The sequence below is a fragment of the Faecalibacter sp. genome (assembly GCF_057177045.1).
The window spans coordinates 2,018,037-2,036,972 of record NZ_CM169987.1 but is presented as its reverse complement, the minus strand read 5'-3'; the positions used below and the strand labels follow the sequence as shown (position 1 = coordinate 2,036,972).

The following is an 18,936-nucleotide window of genomic DNA, read 5'->3' as shown; positions in this document are numbered from 1 at the left end:
TAAAACTAATATGGAAAACAACTCAACTCAACACTATAAAAAACCAATCAACATTGTTGAGGTTAATTACAAACAAACAGGGAAAAGTAAAGCAACGAACGAACTAGGGATGCGTCAAATGCAAGCCAATGCATTCGAGGCGCGTTCAGCTCAATACCTATTATTAAAAGCACCTCCTGCTTCGGGTAAATCAATGGCTTTAATGTTTATTGCATTAGACAAGTTAATCAATCAAGGCATCAAGAAAGTAATTGTTGCTGTTCCTGAACGTTCAATTGGGAATTCATTCGCACCTACGCAATTAACAAAGTTTGGGTTCTTTGCCGATTGGGAATTCAACATAAAATATAACCTATGTACGCCTGGTTCAGATAAAAGTAAAGTGCAAGCATTCAAAGACTTTATGCTGTCTGATGAAAAGATTTTAATTTGTACACACGCCACATTACGCTTTGCATTCGAAGGCTTAACAGAAACAGATTTCAACGATTGTTTAATTGCAATTGATGAGTTTCACCACGTTTCTGCCGATGGGGAGAATAGATTAGGAAATGTCTTACGCAACTTAATGCAAAAATCAAATGCGCATATCGTAGCAATGACGGGTTCTTACTTCCGTGGCGATAGCGTACCTGTTTTAGCTCCAGAAGATGAATCTAAATTTACACCTGTCACATACAATTACTACGATCAATTAAATGGGTATGAATACCTAAAATCATTAGGGATTGGGTATCATTTTTACCGTGGAAGATATTACAAACACGATGAAGAAAGAGGAATGTCTGCCTTAGAGGAAATCTTAGACGAAAACCTTAAAACAATTATCCATATCCCAAGTGTAAACTCTGCTGAATCTTCAAAAGAGAAATTAGAAGAGGTAAATCATATCATTGATTGCATTGGTGAACTAGAGTATCAAGATACGGAAACAGGGGTTCTATATGTAAAAAGTAAACGTTCTGGACGTATTTTAAAAATTGCAGATTTAGTCAACGATAATCAAAAAGAAAGAGATAAGATTATAGCATACTTACGTGGAGTAAAAACACCTGACGATATCGATATGATTATAGCATTAGGAATGGCTAAAGAAGGATTCGACTGGCCATTTTGTCAACATGCTTTAACGATCGGATACAGAGGTTCATTAACCGAAATTATTCAAATCATCGGGCGTGCGACACGCGATAGCAACAACAAAACACACGCTCAATTCACCAACCTAATTGCGCAACCAGATGCAATGGATGATGATGTAAAATTATCTGTCAATAACATGCTGAAAGCAATTACAGCTTCATTATTAATGGAACAAGTCCTAGCACCGAACTTCAAATTTAAACCAATGCAAGACGAGGACGAGGATGTGATAGAGGGTGAAAATGACGAGGAGAATACAATCAGAATTAAAGGATTCAAAAAAGCAAAAACCCAACGTGCAAAAGAGATTCTTCAAAACGATTTAAATGATTTAAAGGCTCGTATTTTACAAGACGAGACAATGCTAAAAGCAATGCCTGGTAATTTGGAACCTGAAGTAATCAATCAAGTAGTAATTCCACGCATCATCAAAGAGGTTTATCCTGATTTAAATGAAGAAGAGGTAGAAGCGGTTCGTCATTATGTAGTGGTAGATTCTGTCATCAAAAATGGAGAAGTCGAAGAACAGGGTTCAAAAAAATTCATAAAAATGGCAGGTAGCTTTGTGAATATTGATGACATTAATATCGATTTAATTGATACAATTAATCCATTCCAAAAAGCCTTCGAAATCCTTTCAAAGAATGTAACTTCAAGTGTCCTAAAGTCAATACAAGATACAATCAATGTAACCAAAATTGAACTTACAGAAGAAGAAGCGATTTTACTTTGGCCTAAGATTAAAGAATGGGTAAAACGTACAGGGGATAAACCAAGTATGCAATCTTACGACCCAAAAGAACAGCGTTTAGCTCAGGCATTATTATTTATTCAAGACGCAAAAAGAAAAAAAGCGCAAAATGGCTAAAACTTTAGATGATATTTTTGATGATGATGACTTTGGTTTATTAGATACAAAACCAACGCAAACATACAATAAGACAGACGAAGACCGTTTAATCGATGCTTTCGAAGAAATCAATACCTTTTATCAAACTAATAAAAGAGAACCTTCCAATGCTTCGATGTCTGAATATACATTGGCTTCTCGTTTAAAAGAGTTAAGAAATAACGAACATAAAAAAGGAACTTTAAAAGCTTTTGATCGTTTTAATTTGTTAGGTGATTACACTCCTAAAATTGAATCCTTAGACGATATTCTAGACGATGATGACTTAGGTTTATTAGAAATGGAAGGAGACCAATCCATTTTTAATTTTAACCATACGCCTAAAGGTCCTTCACGTGATACAGCGGATTACATTGCTCAACGTACTTCAATTTCCGATAAGGATTTCGAGAAATATGAGGTGATGTTCAAACAAGTACATCGTGAATTAAAAGAAGGGAAGCGTAAATTCAAAGAGTTTAAAAATGCAGAAAAGAACCTGAAAGAAGGGAACTTCTATTTAGTGGATGGATTGTTGGCTTATCTAGAAGTTTCTAAAGCTGAAAAAGTGGAGAAATTAAAAGACGGGCGTAGAATTGATGGGCGAACATTCACCATATTTGAAAATGGTACAATGTCAAATATGTTATTTAGATCATTAGGTAAAGCCATTCTTAAAAATGGAAAACTAATTACAGATGTGATTGATGGGGGTGAAAAAGAATTATTCCAAAATGCAGGGGTACAATACCCAGAATCCAAAGAAGCAGGATGGATATACATTCTAAAATCGAAATCAAATAATCCCGATATTAAGGCCATTCAAAATTTACATAAAATTGGGTTTAGTAAAGGAGAAGTAAAAGACCGCATTAAAAATGCAGCTAAATCAGCAACGTATTTATACGATGAGGTCGAGGAAGTTGCATCATTCCAAATTGCAGATGTAAACATCCAAAAATTCGAAAATCTAATCCACCGTTTCTTTGGCGACGCACGCCTTAGCATTGATATAGAAAATAACGGATACCGTATCTCTCCTCGAGAATGGTTCGATATCCCTTTACCAATCATTATTGAAGCAATTAACCTAATTGTTAATGGTAATATCATCGAATACAAATACGACAGAGAAACTCAAGCTATTATTTTAAAATAATTCTATATATGAGAATTAAAGATATAACTCATTTACATCAATTATTAGAAAAGTATCGTACAAATTCAGGTGTTAAATATAGAGGACAGAGTGATGAATCTTGGAAATTAATACCTAAAGCAGGTAGAGATATATTTAATTCTTCTAATGATGAAGATATTTTTAATCATTGGAAAAGAAGAGCTGTTGGTATGTTGGATAAAAATTATGAAAATAAACTTCAATATTTAAGTATAGCTCAACATACAGGATTACCAACAAGATTATTAGATTGGTCCCATTCACCTTTAATAGCATTATTTTTTGCTGTAAGTGATGACAATTATAAAGATCAAGATGGTGCATTGTTTGTTTATAATGTTATTAAAAGTGAAACATTATCATTTGATGAACTGAATGATTTTAATCCTTTTGATAAGAATTTAGAAAAGGAGTATTATTTTCATTTGCCTATTTCAACAATAAATCGTTTAGATAATCAATTTGGACATTTCACAATTCATAAAAATCCTAGTATACCATTTGAAGATATTTGTACAAAAAATAGTCTAACAAAATATATTATTCCAAAAGAATTAAAAAAAGATATATTATTACTTCTTAATCAATATGGAATTAATTATTTATCAATATATCCAGATCTAGAAGGTTTAGCTAAACATCTTAGTTGGTATTATGAAAATATTGAGACTTTTAAATCTCATAGTCAATAATTTTATTTTTTAAATCTAACACCCCATCTCAACTACAATCCAGTTGAGGCTTTTATGATTGCTATATCATCTTAAAATAAATCCAAATAGTTTAGATAGACTTTAGATAAAGAGATAAAAATAATAAATGCGAGATTATCGCAAAATCTCGCATTTTTTACTTTTAGTTTATTAGAACCACATCTGCCAACCCTCTCCAAAAACCATCCATAATCCAACATACAACAATTCAATAGCTCTCAAACATTTCGGAAGTAAAACCCATCCAACAGCGTATAACATGTATATACGCAATACCTTTTCGGGCTGAAGTAAATTTATTGATCATAGGAAAAAAAGGTACTGCGTATATACACCGGAATGTTAGACGCTATTGGATTGAAGTTCCGGCGCTTTCCGATGATCTGATTCCTTCCATTTTCCGAAAGTCCTTGATGATGGATTTTTGGAGATTGTTGAAGTTTTAAATTATCGCTACAATCATTTTTGCACAAACGATTTACTCCAATAATGTGCAACTTCAATTTCATTCAGTAACAATCATTCTAACCTATAAAAATGGCTAGGTTTTGAGTAAGAAATATAAAACCTATCCATTTTAAACTTGATTCGAAAATTACTATTCAAACAAAAAGTTGCACACCATTGGGCAAAATCAGCCCTTGCATTCGTTGCTCTGTACTGTTTTTCACAAAGCAGAAAAACAAAAGCAACCAATGCTAATAAGGGCTTTCGTTAGGTGCAAAAAATGTTTGATTAGCGATAAGATTTCCTCTTTTCCCCGCCACCCCATCAATGGATGCAGGAAGCCTTACAGCAGATCTATTAGTGGGACATTTGGTACAGGCAACAGCAAGTTGTATCACATAGGCTGGTACGCCATTGCAAGCCTGTGCTGAGCCCAGTCGAAGTGCAATTTGTAACCCCAGCCTATTTGTGCTACAATAATCTTGCAATTGCCCGTACTCAAAATGGCGAGGAGTAGGACAACACGTCGTTTATTTTACAAATAAAAACCCTCATAATTCTAAATCTCACTACACAATACAAATCCTTCAACGTTGCCCTACTTAATCCTCGCCACCCTCTGAAAGTATGGATTGCTGTAAGGCTCCTGCGCGCATTGCCCCGTTTTAAAACCTTGAATTCTAACCAAAATCCACTCTTGAAAAGAGACCCTTGAATTGAAATCAAAATCTTGAAAAGAAGAATTTTGAAAAAAATCCAACAAAAAGAACCGCAAAGGTCTATCAGTTGCATTTTTAGTCAAGGTCAAGCCCTTTGGGTTTTTAAAAAAATCTCCACCTATTCAGGTTGTATTTTTTCAAAAAACCTTGCCTTTAAAAATGCCTCTGATAATGAAAAGTGGCTTTCTTTTTTTTCGTTTTTTCTTTTGAAGAATATTCTGCGAAGCGTAGCGAGCATAAATTTTTAAATGACTAGCTATGAACTTACCAGAAATTAAAAATTATTCAGAGAAAGCAATGAGCAATCATTATGATCTATTTGCATTGTCCAAAGGTTTAAATGTGGGGAAACCACTTGAAAAACCTTGTCCGAATTGTTTTGTGATACATTGTAAAAGCTGGAGACAATACGAAATGTATAAAGCGATTTTATATACTGCATGGAAAGCTAATGCTTTTGATGCTTATCTATTTGGATCCGTTATTCCATATATCCGAATCAGCGATTTTAAAAAAGTAGTATATGAAAAAGCACATAAAATATATTGTAATTACCGCCAATTTGAGAATGATTTTCAACGCTATCTCGAATTGGAGAAATATGAAGAATCAATCGCTAAACAACTTCAACTCATCCGAGAACTGAAACAGGTGTACATCATGCGACACATCAAGTAAAAACAAAAGGCCCTTCAAACGAAGAGCCTTTTTATTTTTCTATTTTTTTCAATAAATAAGATACGATAAAGCTGACAAAAGCACCTACACCAGCTAAAACTGCCGTCTGTACAATATCATTCAAGCCTAAATTCCCAATGATACTAAACATTGTACCACAGAGAACCCCCATTTTCATTTGACTATCCTGTATCATCTTTATTCACGCCATCTACAACCGTCAATTGGCTCACTGCACCCAATACACCACCTGCAACCGTTAAATAACCGCCAAGATCATTTAACCATTCCGGTAATGCTACTGGTGAAGCTAAAAGCACTCCACCAACAGCAGCTAAAACCAAACCGATATTTCGGAGCCATTGAAACAACTTAGGCGTTGGGGATTGTAATCGATCAATTATTTTCATCCGTTTAAAAATTTTAATTAATACATCATCCAAAACGGCCTCTAAATCGTTCGCGTGAAGAAAATCATTTTCATGAAGGAATAGAATGAATTAGTGAGTGAAACGAATCATTTAATTCATTCCCGAAATGAAAAGGATTTTTAGCGTAAACGATTTAAAGCCTTGAATTTTTTGGTTCGTTTTTGTGTCAAGACAAAAATGAACATAGAAATTAAAGTAATGAAGATTTAATTTCAAGCGTAACCAATTCTCCTTTATCAATCGCTTGATAAACCAAATCCTTCACTTGATTAAAAGCCTTCCGACTTTCCCATCCAATTCCAGCACCACCCAAAGAAGTCACTGGAGCAATACAACCTAATAATTCTTTTTTGGCATGATTCGCAGGATGCATCAGAATATAAGTCCTGTTCGGTACATCCTTCAACCAAATATGCCACCCATACTTTTGGCTGTATCGTTTCACTAAAACATATTTCCCTTCCGGAATACACGATTTTCTCACTTCATTATTCAACCATGGCAACTCAATCGTATAACAAATGATACCCTTCGAATTTTGAAGAATACCATTTGTTCCATTAGGGAAATATGTTCTGATCAATTCTAACTTCATTACGCAGGACTAACTTCAATTAATTGCAAAGCATTGTACGCACCATTTTTCAGCACATACATTTCGCCATTAATCTCTTGATAGAACTCCACACCCAATACCAAAAAGATTGGTTCTGTACTATTTGCAGGTAGTTCCGTTTCCAAACTGATAGCTGAAGTCGCAACCCCATCATAAGGTAGTATCCCTGTATCAGCATTCGACACATTGAATGAACCATCCGTAAAATTGACATCCGCAGATGCAGCTTCAATTTTAAAATGTGTTGTTCCAGATGGCGCATTAATCATATTTGAAGGTACAAAGGATGGAAAGTTTACTACAATTTCACCTTGAACACGATTTAAAGAAGTGGTATACGGTGCATAAATAGTAGTGGATAATTTACCATTGATATTGAAATCAAATCCTTTTAACAACGATAAATCTCCATTGATCACATTACGTTGTCCGCGCTCACTTACCTCATCTTTTTGAAGTACTTTAACCATTTCTCGCGTCAATCTTCCAACCATTCTCGAATCAGATGAATTCATCAAAACCGCTCGAAATGCAGTTCGCAACATCTTTCCAGATGCTCCTGCTCGCCCAAATTCTTCACCATTTTCTCGCGTTCTTTGAAAGTTTGGATCATTCATAATTCTGTTCTTATCCACGCCACCTTTTTCACGTGCTAAAAACCCTTCTTTTGCTTTATAAAAGGTAATGTCTCCCACAGTACCCAAAAGCTTAATAATACCTTTCTGTCTTGCCATTTTTTTCTACATTTTTTCGTTCAACATTTAATCCTTCTACCGGTAGACAAAACAAGAATAAGAAAAATCGTAACTTTATTAAAACCAGACTTTTCCAAATGACTTTTTATTCATCTTTTGTCACAAGATGACATATAGATGAGGTATATATACAGTATAGATAAAGCATAGATAGTGTATGAAAATGTATAATTATGCAAAACAAGAAGTTACAACGAATTTGTGTTTACCCAAAAGACATTCAGATCATCACAGGCAAAAGTTATAGACAATCCCTTCGCATCTATAACCAAATCAAAAAGCATTACAACAAACAACCTCATCAGGTCATTACATGGAGGGAATTGGAAGAGTATTTGGGGATAAAGGAGATTTAAAGTGTCCGTAACAAATAAACCAATTCCAACGTAAATAGGGGGCTCCAGAGGGACTATTTTATTTTTTTGACTTATCTAATTAGGCACTAATTGAAAATCAGTTAATTATAAATAAAAATAAGTTTTATAATTTTAATTATGTTTAGTGAATATATTTGAGTTAAATATAATTTTTAAATAGGTTTTACAGATTTTTTTTATTATTTACTATTATGGTGTAATATAATAGGTTATAATTTGTATTATTGTTTTTTTTAGATTAAATAACCTATTTAAAAACATTATGAATAAATTCTATCTCAATTACCTTTTAATTTTATTTGTTTCTTTTTTAGCCATCATTGGTTGCTCTACTGATGATGAAATAATTGTACCAACACAGAAAATAGAAAAAAATCAAAAATTTTATATTTTTTCTAATCCTTCCAATATCCAGAATAAAGGTGTTCAAATAAATGATTATGCAAAAGGTTTTGCTATCACAATGCAAAAATATGACAGTGTTCAAAAAACTAATATAACAGGACTTGTAAATACTCAAAACACTTTTTCTAATAATGCAAAACTTAGACAGAACTTCATAAATGAAGCTATTGAACCTTATGTAGAAACTAGGATTCATTCAGAAAACATTATTGACAAATACGGTAACATAAGTGTTTTTTATCCTAAAATTTTCAATAATAAAGTTCAAGATATTTTTATTGCTCAGATATCTGAAGATGAAACATTAATTAAATATTATATATTAAATAAAGATTCAAATATTTACAATAACACTGTTAAACTTTTTCAGGAAAAATATGATTTTATTTTTTTAAACAAAATCAGTAAATTATTGAATAAAACAAATTCTGGCTTTGAGGAATGCGGATTTGAAGGTTTACCTTCTTGTGATTTAGGAACTGTAATTATAACTCCAGGAGGTGGAGGTGGTAATGGTACTATTCCTTGGTCACCAGGAGGTGGGGCTACTGACATTGGTGGAGGCGGATGTAAACCTCATGAAATGTGTTCGGCACCTCCTAGTGATGGAGGTGGGTCTGGCGATAATGGTGAAATATCTCTTTCTGAAGTAGTAATAAAAGCAGCTATTAAAGACAAACCTTTTGCTTTTATTGATGTTCCTTGTGATATAATTAAGCAATGGTTAAATACAGCTAAACATTCTGTTTCTAATGATATTATTGCTAAATTAAATAATATTTCTAAAACATCTAGCACCACAACAGCATATGGTTCAATATCAACAACTAACGTAGCTAAGTTGCAAGATATTAATAATGCTTATAGTACAGTTGTAAATATGGATTATTTTCCTGTTACAATAGACAAATTACCTCCAGGTACAACTGCAGAGCAATTGTTAAATCATATCAGAACTAACATTAATAGTTTTGTTGATACTAATTACAGCTATTTTGAGCCTTATCATTGGAATGGAATTAATGACACAAATTTATGGAATTCATCTAATCCATTAGGAGCAGTAATAGGTATTGATATTAAAGGTCCTGATAACGGATCAGTTGTTGTTACTAAATACTCTTCTAGTGGTTGGACATTTTCAACTATCTACGACCCTACATATCTAAGTCATCCTGTAAGTGGTCATAGGGATTTTGGTTTTACAAAGAATACTGATGGTTCTTACACTTTTTACACAAGAGGTGTTGATAGATTAACAGATTTCACAGGAGATTCTGCTCATAAAATTTCAGAATATTTTAGTGGAAAAAGTTTTCCTTTTAGCCAAGCAGATAGTCTATGGAAATCTTTCCAGAAAAAAATTTCTGAATATGTTAATTTAAAAGGAGGGAAGGCAAATACTAATACACCTCAAATAGAACGCCCAGATTGGCAAAAAGTAAAAGATGTTTTAGATGGCAAAAAACCTTTAAGCACTTTAAGTAATGACTGTAAATAATAAAGATTAATTTATATGAAATTTATATATTATACAATAATAATTCTATTTTCATTAATTCTCGTAATATTCCTAATAATGCCTTATGGAGGTGTATTTACTATCTGGGATATTATAAATGATGGTTTTTATAGCGAAACTGTTTTTCAAAATAAGATAAACAATTCTTTATACTTCATTTGGATTAATAAGTTTGTTTCATTTTTATTTTTTTTATCTATTTTAACTCCTTTAATATTACTTTTAATAAAAAAAGTTAGTATTAAAAGTAAAACAACTATTTCTGTAATCTGTTTAATAATAATTCTTTTGATAATATTTGTTCCAAAAATAATTTAAATAAAAATTCATTATTAGTCTTAATTATAAATACACAGAAATAAATAATCTTTAAATATTTATTATCTATAACAGAGATTATGTAAAATAATATTATAAAAACCTAACTAAATATTAGTTAGGTTTTTTATTTTCAGGCAGATACATTGTATCTTTGCAGAAGAATAAAGATGTTCTTATAAATATCAAGGTACCCAACCGAGACCCTAAGTTATTTAGATTTTTCAATCCCTCTGAAATAAAGGAATTTTGGCGTAGGTTCGAATCCCGCCAGCTCCACAGATAAAAAAACGCTTATCAAATCGATAAGCGTTTTTTTTATTTTATAAAGTATTTTTCTTTTGATTAAGGCTCCCAAATAATACGGGTCATCACATCCAATTTACTTGGTTCATGACGTGTTAATGGTACTCCAGTAACTAAACCGATCATCAGGTTGTGTTGGATAGCCAATTTAAGCTGAGGTCTTAAGTAGTAATGAAAACCATCTTTATCAATATCCATATTATTTTCAATCCCGATAAAGTTTTTTGAGTTTGGTAAAACATACATCATACTGGCATTAATTGTAGCACCAACTTCTACTTCACCACTTTTATATTCATGTTCAATTACAGGACCTGTATATAACATGGTATTGAATTGATTAAAGTTTTTAGCGGCTACGAAAACTGGATTCATTTTCATTCCAGTTAATACACTTCCTTTATCTCCTAATTTTTTAAATGAATTTAATTCAAACTCATGTACATAAGCAAAAGCCATGGATAATTTACGCTTTTCATTGACTAAGAATGTATATTGAGTGGCCAATTTTAACCCTTCAATTTTATTTTGTGGTGTAGCAGTTGGAATTCCTGCATCACCATTGGCATGATTAAACGAAAATGGAATCTCTACTTCTAATCCTAAACGATCGGCTGCTGCCCATTCGTATTCTACAAAACCAAAGTATTCGTTATAATTCCTGTGAGCACCTACTCCGAAACCAACATTGATTTCGGCTTCACCTTTACGTGCTCCTAAATCGCGCATCAAGTCGATGTTCAAAGGTTCAGCGTGGTCTACTTTTGGTTTTAGATTTTCTGTTGGCGTTGTTTCAGATATCGAATCATTGGTTTGACCAAATAATATAAAACTACAAAAGAGAGATAGGAGTAGGGTAATTTTTGTTTTCATTCCTTAAATTTTGAACAAATCAACGGCAAGAATTAGGAAGAAATTAGGAATTCTATAGATATTGTCTCAAGAGTTATTTGGTCTAGATTTTTTCATTATTTAAAACTATCTTATCTTAGTTGGCGAATTAACACGACAAAAAGGGTATAATAAATTTATAATGAGTTCGTACGAATACTATAATTTTCCGATTCAATTGGTAAAAGGGTTTTTAGATGATTCTAAAAGAGTTTTAATTGATATATCACATTACTGTATTTACCGTGTGTTTTTCGATAATTTCGAGAAATACTCTGGATCTTTTACAGGATATCAACAAGCTTGTAATGATTTTGGAATAGAATTTAAGAACATTGCTGCAGCTTATCAAAATGGGAAAAATCTGTATGAAGCTACCATTGAAAAAAGTCCAATGGTGGGAATGACATCAGAAATGTATTGGGATTACTTTAATAATGAGAAAACCGAATTCGAAAAGATGTTGTTGTTGGGTGATTTAGCATTTAAAAGTATTTTAGGTTCTAAATCATACATCAAATTGGATAATAAATATTGGTTTAGTCGTATTGATGGAAATGTAAAATCATTACCGAAAGAGGATTTAGATCCAAAAATTCAGCGTTATTACAACGAGTATCAAACCAAGAAAATTAAAAATAAATTGGTTGCAGATTGGGGATTAGCCTCATATTCGCGATACAATAGAGGTTTTTATATTAGTTATAAGATGTCGTTGGAAGATTTGGCTTACCATGCGGAAAAGATTAGAAAATCAACACAAGACAAAAAGATAAAAGCAGACGTACAAAGTGCTCATGAAAAAGCAATGGCGCGTTTGGCAAAAGAAAATATTTAAATGACAAAAGGATTGGGGTTACCCAATCCTTTTGTTTAATATGTAATTTCTCGTTGAACGATATATTCTAAAATTCCATTTTGGTAGATATCCGCTCTAATCCAATTATTTTGAGCATCCGATTGATATAGGATTGTATAGGTACTCAGAAAAGGTTTTCCAGTTCTGAATGATTGAACTTTAGCTGCTGTAACGTGATGATTGGAATCAAAATTCAACTCTAACTTCAATTGTTGGTTTTGATCAAATTGTTGAAATTTTGATGTTTTATAATTTAAGTTCACAAATGTCATTTGAGCTCGACCATCGATATTCAATTCTTCATAAATTGGAGTATTGCCATCATACATAAAATAACGTTTCTGACCATTTCTTCCATCAAAACCGAAAGATTCTTGTTTGATTAATTGACCAACTTTATTGTAAGAAAATTTTAATTCTCCAGACTTTTTCCCATCCGTTTTATGAACCACTGATTCTAATCGATTAGTATAAGAAAATTCTGTCTGATATTGTATTGAAGTAGTTTTTGATTGGACCGCTTCATACAATTGCTGAAGTTGTCCATCAGGATTGTATTCATATGTTTTCAATGAACTGATTCGTTTAGGATCTTCCCCATTATTAATTACCGTGGTCTTTATTTCTGTTGGTTGATGTTGGCGATTATACTGATATTCGGTGTAACTATAAGTCGCCAAATTTCCTCTGTAATCTAAATTATTGGTTTGTTTTTGGAGATACCCTTGCGAATTAAATTCTAAAATAATTTGATTAAAAAATTCATTCTCTAAAAAAGGAAGAGTCGCCCAATGACCATTTCCATCTTTAGCCGTCGAAATTACTTTTGTAACTTTTCCGTTCAGATGAAAATCGTTGAGGTGCGTCTTTACATTATACTCATTCAATTGTATTTCCTGTGCATGAATCAGCTGAGAGCTCGCGATTATAATTCCAATGAATAATTGTTTAATCATAAGTTGAATATAAATGGGATATAAAATCAAATGTATAATTTATTGATGGAAAAATTTAGTTCTAAAAAAATACTTTTCAAATTGTTTACGAAAAGTTAAAACTAATTGATATCGAATGAATTGAGTTTTTAATCGCTATCTTTAATAAAACCAAACTAAATAAAATTTTTTATGAGTATTAAAGATCAGTTAACAAAATTAGCAAGTCAAAAAAGTTATCCTTCAGTTACTATCGCATTTAACACTAGTAGAACAATACCAGATAATCAACAAGATCCAATCAAGCTTAAAAACTTAACAAAAGAGGCGGAAGAACGTATTTTAGAAGAAATGCATTGGAGAGAAGCTCCTGAAGTGTTAGAAAAATTAAAGGGGTTATCCGATGAGCTTGAAGTTCATAAAAACTTAGAAAGTTTACACATTTATTTATCCAAAGATACATTTGAGTTTATTCGAACAACTTGGCCTGTAGCCAATGAAGGAGTATGGATTGATGATACCTTTGCGATACGTCCTCTGATAAAAGCGATGAATAGGACAGAAGAATACTTGGTCTTATATCTTACTCAAAAAGGAGTTCGCTTATATCATGCGGTGGATGATGCGATTATAAGAGAAGAAGAAAATGATGATTTTCCGTTTACAGAATCGGCATATAATTTAACGCATTTGTTTTCTGAAACAGATAATCAATCGAGTAAATTAAAAGAATTCTATAATCAAGTGGATAAAGCTGTACAACATGCTAATCCAGATCAAAATTTAGAATGCTTAGTTATATCTACCGATGATAACTATAGTATGCTTCAGCAAGTAGCAGATTATCCAGCAATGTATATTGGAAATATTTCAACTGATTTTAATTCGCCTAATCAGAAAAATGAATTCATGAAAGATGCTTGGGAATTTATGAAGCAACGTCAACATGAAAATCGAGGAGCAGCTATTGAAGAAATGCAAGAAGCGGTTGGGAAAGGACAAGTGTTAACAGATTTACAAGAAATTTATCAAGCAGCGATTGATGGTCGTGGAGAATTGTTAGTTGTGCATCAAGATTATCAACAACCAGTGAAAATGGTTGATGATCGAACGTTTGAATTAGCAGATGATCCTACAGCAGAAGGTGTAGTAGATGATATTATCAGTACAATTGCTTGGGAAGTTATTTCTAAAAAAGGACGTGCCATTTTCACAAGTCAGGAAGAGATTAAAGATTTAGGACAAGTCGTTTTAAAGACTAGATATTAAATCAAATAATAAAGCCTCGCGAATGCGAGGCTTTTCTTTGTTATATATGCTCAATTTTAATCTTGAGGATGTTATTATATTCTATCCTACGATATTAATAATCTTACCTGGAACAATGATAATGTTCTTTGGTGTACGATCTCCTAATTGTTTGATTGTACGTTCGTCGTTCATTACAATTTCTTGAATTTCCTCTTTTGATAATGATAAAGGTAATTCCAATAAGTACTTCATTTTACCATTGAATGAAACTGGATATTCTTTTGAATCTGCGACTAACCATTTCTCTTCAAAAACTGGGAATTCCGCTTCTGCAATTGAAGTTTCGTGTCCTAATTTCGACCATAATTCTTCAGCAATGTGAGGTGCGTAAGGCGAAAGAACAATCGCTAAGGGTTCTAAAATAGCACGTTTGTTTGATTTTAATTTACCTAATTCGTTCACTGCAATCATAAATGTAGAAACCGATGTATTGAACGAGAAGTTGTTCACGTCTTCGTCTACTTTCTTGATCGTTTGGTGTAACGCTTTCATTTCTTCTTTCGTAGGTTCATCATCTGAAACGAAGAATGTTTCTTCTGCTCCTGAGTGGTATAAACGCCAGAATTTCTTTAAGAAAGAATAAACGCCAGATAATCCTTGTGTGTTCCAAGGTTTAGATTGCTCTAAAGGTCCTAAGAACATTTCGTATAAACGTAAAGCATCTGCTCCGTATTCGTCACAAATGGTATCCGGTGTTAAAACGTTGTATTTTGATTTCGACATTTTCTCCACTTCACGACCTGTAATGAATTTACCGTCTTCTAAAATGAATTCAGCATTTGCATAATCTTCACGCCACGCTTTAAATTGATCTGTATCTAATTCGTCACCTCCATCTTTTAACATATTTACGTCAACGTGGATTGGAGTTGTCTCGTATTGATCTTTTAATCCTTTAGACACGAATGTATTTGTCCCGTTGATACGGTAAGCAAACGCACTCATTCCTAAAATCATCCCTTGATTGATTAATTTCTTCGCGTATTCGTCTGTAGGTACTAATCCTTTGTCGAATAAGAATTTTTGCCAGAAACGAGAGTATAATAAGTGACCCGTCGCGTGCTCCGATCCACCTAAGTATAAATCGACGTTTTGCCAATAATTAGCAGCCGCTTGAGAAACGAATTCTTCTTCGTTTTTCGCGTCCATATAACGTAACCAATACCAAGAAGAACCTGCCCATCCTGGCATTGTGTTCAACTCGATTGGGAAAATAGTCTCGTTGTTGATTAAGCTATTATCTACGACTTGATTTGTTGTTGTATCAAAAGCCCATTGTGTCGCGCGTCCTAATGGTGGCTCACCGTCAGAAGTTGGTAAATACTCATCGACTTCAGGTAAGATAATTGGTAACGCTTCTGTTGGAATTGTATAAGGCATTCCATCTTTGAAATAAACCGGAACTGGTTCTCCCCAATAACGTTGACGAGAGAATACCGCTTCGCGTAAACGGAAGTTTGTTTTTCCTTTTCCAACTCCTTTTTCTTCTAAAGCCGCAATAATTTTTTCAACGGCTTCTTTGTAATCTAATCCGTTTAAGAAATCAGAATCTTGTAATTCGAATCCACCTTTTTCAGTAAAAGCAGCTTCTGAAATATCTTGACCTTTGAAGATGTTGATAATTGGTAAATTGAAGTGGTTTGCAAAAGCAAAATCACGCTCATCACCAGCAGGAACAGCCATAACAGCTCCCGTTCCGTAAGATGCTAATACGTAATCACCAATCCAAATCGGAACTTGTTTTCCTGTAAATGGGTGAATCGCATAAGCTCCTGTGAACTCTCCTGTAATATTCTTCGCATCCGCTAAACGATCACGCTCCGAACGTTTTGAAGTGTAATCCACGTAAGCGTCAACTTTTGTTTTGTATTCTTCTGTTGTAATTTCAGCCACTAATGGGTGTTCTGGCGCTAATGTCACGTAAGAAACACCGAAAACTGTATCAGGACGAGTGGTAAAAACTTCGATTTTTTGATCATTACCCACTACATCAAAGAAGATAGACGCCCCTTTTGATTTTCCAATCCAGTTACGTTGTGCTTCTTTGATCGCGTCTGACCAATCTAATCCATCTAATCCTGTTAATAAACGATCGGCATAAGCTGTGATACGCATCATCCATTGTGTCATTTTTTTACGCACAACTGGATATCCACCACGCTCAGATAATCCGTTGATTACTTCGTCGTTTGCTAATACAGTTCCTAAATCTGCACACCAGTTTACTTCTGCTTCCGCTAAAAATGTTAAACGGTATTTTAATAAGATTGCTTGTTGCTCTTTTTCAGAGTAAGCATTCCATTCATCGGCAGTAAAGATTGTTACATCTTCGTCTGCAACCGCATTTACATTGGCATTTCCTTCTGCTTTGAATGTTTCAACTAATTTGCTGATTGGTTCCGCCTTATCAGTTGTATTATCGTAATATGAATCGAATAATTGGTTGAAAATCCATTGTGTCCATTTGTAGTATTCTGGGTTTGATGTACGAATCTCACGATCCCAATCGTATCCCATTCCAATTTTTTTCAATTGATTCTCGTAACCTGCGATTACATTCCCTTGCTTATCAACTCCACCTTCAATATTTACTTTAGTTGTCACTGCTGGATGCTGTCCTGTTTGGATGGCATATTGTTCTGCAGGTAAACCAAATGAATCATATCCTATTGGGTGTAAAACATTGAAACCTTTTAATTTTTTGTAACGTGCAAAGATATCAGACGCGATGTACCCCAGTGGGTGACCAACGTGCAATCCCGCTCCAGATGGATAAGGGAACATATCTAATACATAAAATTTAGGTTTATCTGAATTGTTATCAGCTTTAAATGTTTTGTTATCGATCCAAAATTTTTGCCATTTTGGTTCAATTTCATTAGGATTATATTGCATTACTGAAGATTAATTAATAATTAAATTTGAGCAAATTTACATTTTTTACTTATCTTTTAAGGAAGATTGGCGATATTTGTCGTTGATTAATAACTAACCAACCAATTATTAATTTATATATGAAAAAGGGCCTTATAGCATATTATGGTATTGTGCTATTCTTCTTTCTTATTATCTTGTTTTCCGTTCGGTATATTGTGAATACGACTCGAATTTTTATTGGATATGAAGAATCAATTAATCCTGTTGAAATCTTTTGGGATATTGATGATAAAGATTCAATTCTTCGTGTGCAAGATCCACTTTACATGACAAAGGATTATTATTTAACGAAAGAACATCAGAACAAAATCAAAGAAGACTCAGCATTAACTGCTCAATTATTCCATGATTCAGTACCGAATAAAGGTTCGATAATGAATCTAAAACCACCTTTTGTTTTATGGAAAAGTCCGAAAAACGATACGGTTAAGATTTTTAAGAATGAGAAAACGTTACGATTCGTAAAAAATTAAAGTGCTTTTCTCAAATAAAAATAAAAAGTTGATCCTTTTCCCACTTTACTTTGGACATAAATCTTTTGATTGTGCGCTTCAAGGATATGTTTAACAATAGCTAAACCAAGTCCAGAACCACCTTGATTACGATTTCTTGATTTGTCGACACGATAAAAACGTTCAAAAATACGGGATAAATCTTCGTTTTTAATTCCAACACCTTGGTCTTTTACCATTATTTTCACTGCTTCTTCGGTCTCTTTTAATTCGATTTTAATCGTTGTATTCTCATCCGAATAATTGATCGCATTTACGATAAGGTTAATTAGTACTTGTTGGATTTTTTCAATATCGCCAACAACGCGTAAGGTATAATCGGAAGGATGATTTAGGACCAATCGAATATTGTTTTTTTCTGCTTTGATTTCAAGTAAATCAATGACATCCTGAATTAAGGCTACAAGATTAAATGGATTATTTTGAATGTCAATTCGACCTTTTTCTAGTTCCGAAATCATATCCAGATCACGTACTAAGTATATTAAACGATCCACAGATTTATTGATTCGGTTCAAGTATTTATCGCGAATATTTTCATCGTCAATACCACCTTCAATTAAAGTTAGTAAATATCCTTGTACAGAGAATAGAGGTGTTTTCAATTCATGAGAAATATTTCCTAAAAATTCACGTCGATAGTTCTCACGCTCATTTAGGAAATCGATTTCTTTGGATTGCACTTCCGTGATATCTGAAATTTTTTGAGATAAACCTTCAAAATCAACTTCTTCGGAAGAGATTTGAGGTAGGTTTTTAGATAATTGAGTAAAATCTTTTCGGCGTTGGTGTCTAATAATTACAAAAAGAAATACATTTAAACCAACTAAAATCATTGTGATTAAAACAATGAAATAAGGAATATTTTCGATAATAAAATTAATATTACCAAACCAAAGGTAGGTGAATCCTGTAAAGCCGATTGCAATAAAAATGGTCGTGAATAAGGCGTAGAGGAAAAGATTATATATCTTAAAGTTAGAAGCCATGCC

General features: G+C 33.0%; 16 protein-coding genes. 9 read left to right on the top strand and 7 right to left on the bottom strand.

Going from position 1 to position 18,936, the window contains the following annotated elements; genetic code table 11:
- Nucleotides 1-10 precede the first annotated feature (10 nt).
- From AC1QSP_RS09515 to AC1QSP_RS09500, 4 genes are all read left to right on the top strand, one after another.
- Nucleotides 11-2,011 carry a DEAD/DEAH box helicase gene (locus tag AC1QSP_RS09515; RefSeq protein WP_484078495.1) on the top strand — a complete coding sequence of 667 codons (2,001 nt, stop codon included), beginning with the start codon at nucleotides 11-13 and terminating at the stop codon, nucleotides 2,009-2,011.
- The gene (locus AC1QSP_RS09510) at nucleotides 2,004-3,191 is read left to right on the top strand and encodes a GIY-YIG nuclease family protein (protein WP_484078494.1); all 1,188 of its coding nucleotides are present in this window, start codon (nucleotides 2,004-2,006) and stop codon (nucleotides 3,189-3,191) included. Before AC1QSP_RS09515 ends, AC1QSP_RS09510 begins: the two co-directional genes overlap by 8 nt.
- Nucleotides 3,192-3,199: 8 nt before the next feature.
- Nucleotides 3,200-3,904 (top strand): FRG domain-containing protein, encoded by a 705-nt coding sequence (locus AC1QSP_RS09505; protein ID WP_484078493.1) that lies wholly within the window; start codon nucleotides 3,200-3,202, stop codon nucleotides 3,902-3,904.
- A gap of 1,445 nt (nucleotides 3,905-5,349) precedes the next feature.
- Nucleotides 5,350-5,769 (top strand): DUF6943 family protein, encoded by a 420-nt coding sequence (locus AC1QSP_RS09500; RefSeq protein ID WP_484078492.1) that lies wholly within the window; start codon nucleotides 5,350-5,352, stop codon nucleotides 5,767-5,769.
- A 182-nt stretch (nucleotides 5,770-5,951) separates the two neighbouring features.
- On the opposite strand, the gene AC1QSP_RS09495 is transcribed toward AC1QSP_RS09500, so the two are convergent.
- The 3 genes from AC1QSP_RS09495 to AC1QSP_RS09485 all read right to left on the bottom strand — a co-directional run bounded on the left by AC1QSP_RS09495 (nucleotide 5,952) and on the right by AC1QSP_RS09485 (nucleotide 7,550).
- Nucleotides 5,952-6,179 (bottom strand): hypothetical protein, encoded by a 228-nt coding sequence (locus AC1QSP_RS09495; RefSeq protein ID WP_230475401.1) that lies wholly within the window; start codon nucleotides 6,177-6,179, stop codon nucleotides 5,952-5,954.
- A gap of 211 nt (nucleotides 6,180-6,390) precedes the next feature.
- Nucleotides 6,391-6,795: a DUF5675 family protein gene (locus tag AC1QSP_RS09490; protein ID WP_484078491.1), complete on the bottom strand. Its 405-nt coding sequence runs from the start codon at nucleotides 6,793-6,795 to the stop codon at nucleotides 6,391-6,393.
- Entirely contained in the window at nucleotides 6,795-7,550 is a 756-nt protein-coding gene (locus AC1QSP_RS09485) for a hypothetical protein (protein WP_484078490.1), read from the bottom strand. The genes AC1QSP_RS09490 and AC1QSP_RS09485 overlap by 1 nt, the downstream gene beginning before the upstream one ends.
- A gap of 194 nt (nucleotides 7,551-7,744) precedes the next feature.
- Here AC1QSP_RS09485 and AC1QSP_RS09480 point away from each other — a divergent pair, with 194 nt between their 5' ends.
- Both AC1QSP_RS09480 and AC1QSP_RS09475 read left to right on the top strand, forming a co-directional pair.
- Nucleotides 7,745-7,927, top strand: coding sequence for a hypothetical protein (locus tag AC1QSP_RS09480; protein ID WP_484078489.1), 183 nt, complete (start codon nucleotides 7,745-7,747; stop codon nucleotides 7,925-7,927).
- A 283-nt stretch (nucleotides 7,928-8,210) separates the two neighbouring features.
- Entirely contained in the window at nucleotides 8,211-9,854 is a 1,644-nt protein-coding gene (locus AC1QSP_RS09475) for a hypothetical protein (protein ID WP_484078488.1), read from the top strand.
- A gap of 684 nt (nucleotides 9,855-10,538) precedes the next feature.
- Here the strand turns inward: AC1QSP_RS09475 and AC1QSP_RS09470 are convergent.
- Nucleotides 10,539-11,372 carry an HAEPLYID family protein gene (locus AC1QSP_RS09470; protein ID WP_484078487.1) on the bottom strand — a complete coding sequence of 278 codons (834 nt, stop codon included), beginning with the start codon at nucleotides 11,370-11,372 and terminating at the stop codon, nucleotides 10,539-10,541.
- 160 nt (nucleotides 11,373-11,532) lie between these two features.
- On the opposite strand from AC1QSP_RS09470, the gene AC1QSP_RS09465 reads away from it, so the two are divergent.
- The gene (locus AC1QSP_RS09465) at nucleotides 11,533-12,228 is read left to right on the top strand and encodes a hypothetical protein (protein ID WP_484078486.1); all 696 of its coding nucleotides are present in this window, start codon (nucleotides 11,533-11,535) and stop codon (nucleotides 12,226-12,228) included.
- 35 nt (nucleotides 12,229-12,263) lie between these two features.
- Here the strand turns inward: AC1QSP_RS09465 and AC1QSP_RS09460 are convergent, their stop codons facing one another.
- Nucleotides 12,264-13,205, bottom strand: a complete 942-nt coding sequence (locus tag AC1QSP_RS09460) for a hypothetical protein (protein ID WP_484078485.1) — start codon at nucleotides 13,203-13,205, stop codon at nucleotides 12,264-12,266.
- A 171-nt stretch (nucleotides 13,206-13,376) separates the two neighbouring features.
- Here AC1QSP_RS09460 and AC1QSP_RS09455 point away from each other — a divergent pair, with 171 nt between their 5' ends.
- Nucleotides 13,377-14,453, top strand: a complete 1,077-nt coding sequence (locus AC1QSP_RS09455) for a baeRF3 domain-containing protein (RefSeq protein ID WP_484078484.1) — start codon at nucleotides 13,377-13,379, stop codon at nucleotides 14,451-14,453.
- Nucleotides 14,454-14,534: 81 nt separating this feature from the next.
- Here AC1QSP_RS09455 and leuS read toward each other — a convergent pair whose 3' ends face one another.
- A complete protein-coding gene (leuS, locus tag AC1QSP_RS09450) occupies nucleotides 14,535-17,390 on the bottom strand; it encodes a leucine--tRNA ligase (protein ID WP_484078483.1) in 2,856 nt (951 codons plus the stop codon).
- A 197-nt stretch (nucleotides 17,391-17,587) separates the two neighbouring features.
- On the opposite strand from leuS, the gene AC1QSP_RS09445 reads away from it, so the two are divergent.
- Nucleotides 17,588-17,905, top strand: coding sequence for a hypothetical protein (locus tag AC1QSP_RS09445; RefSeq protein WP_484078482.1), 318 nt, complete (start codon nucleotides 17,588-17,590; stop codon nucleotides 17,903-17,905).
- Here AC1QSP_RS09445 and AC1QSP_RS09440 read toward each other — a convergent pair.
- On the bottom strand, nucleotides 17,902-18,933 hold the full coding sequence (locus tag AC1QSP_RS09440) for a sensor histidine kinase (RefSeq protein ID WP_484078481.1): 1,032 nt from the start codon (nucleotides 18,931-18,933) through the stop codon (nucleotides 17,902-17,904). The two genes, AC1QSP_RS09445 and AC1QSP_RS09440, sit on opposite strands and share 4 nt — an antisense overlap.
- Between the last annotated feature and the right edge of the window lie 3 nt (nucleotides 18,934-18,936).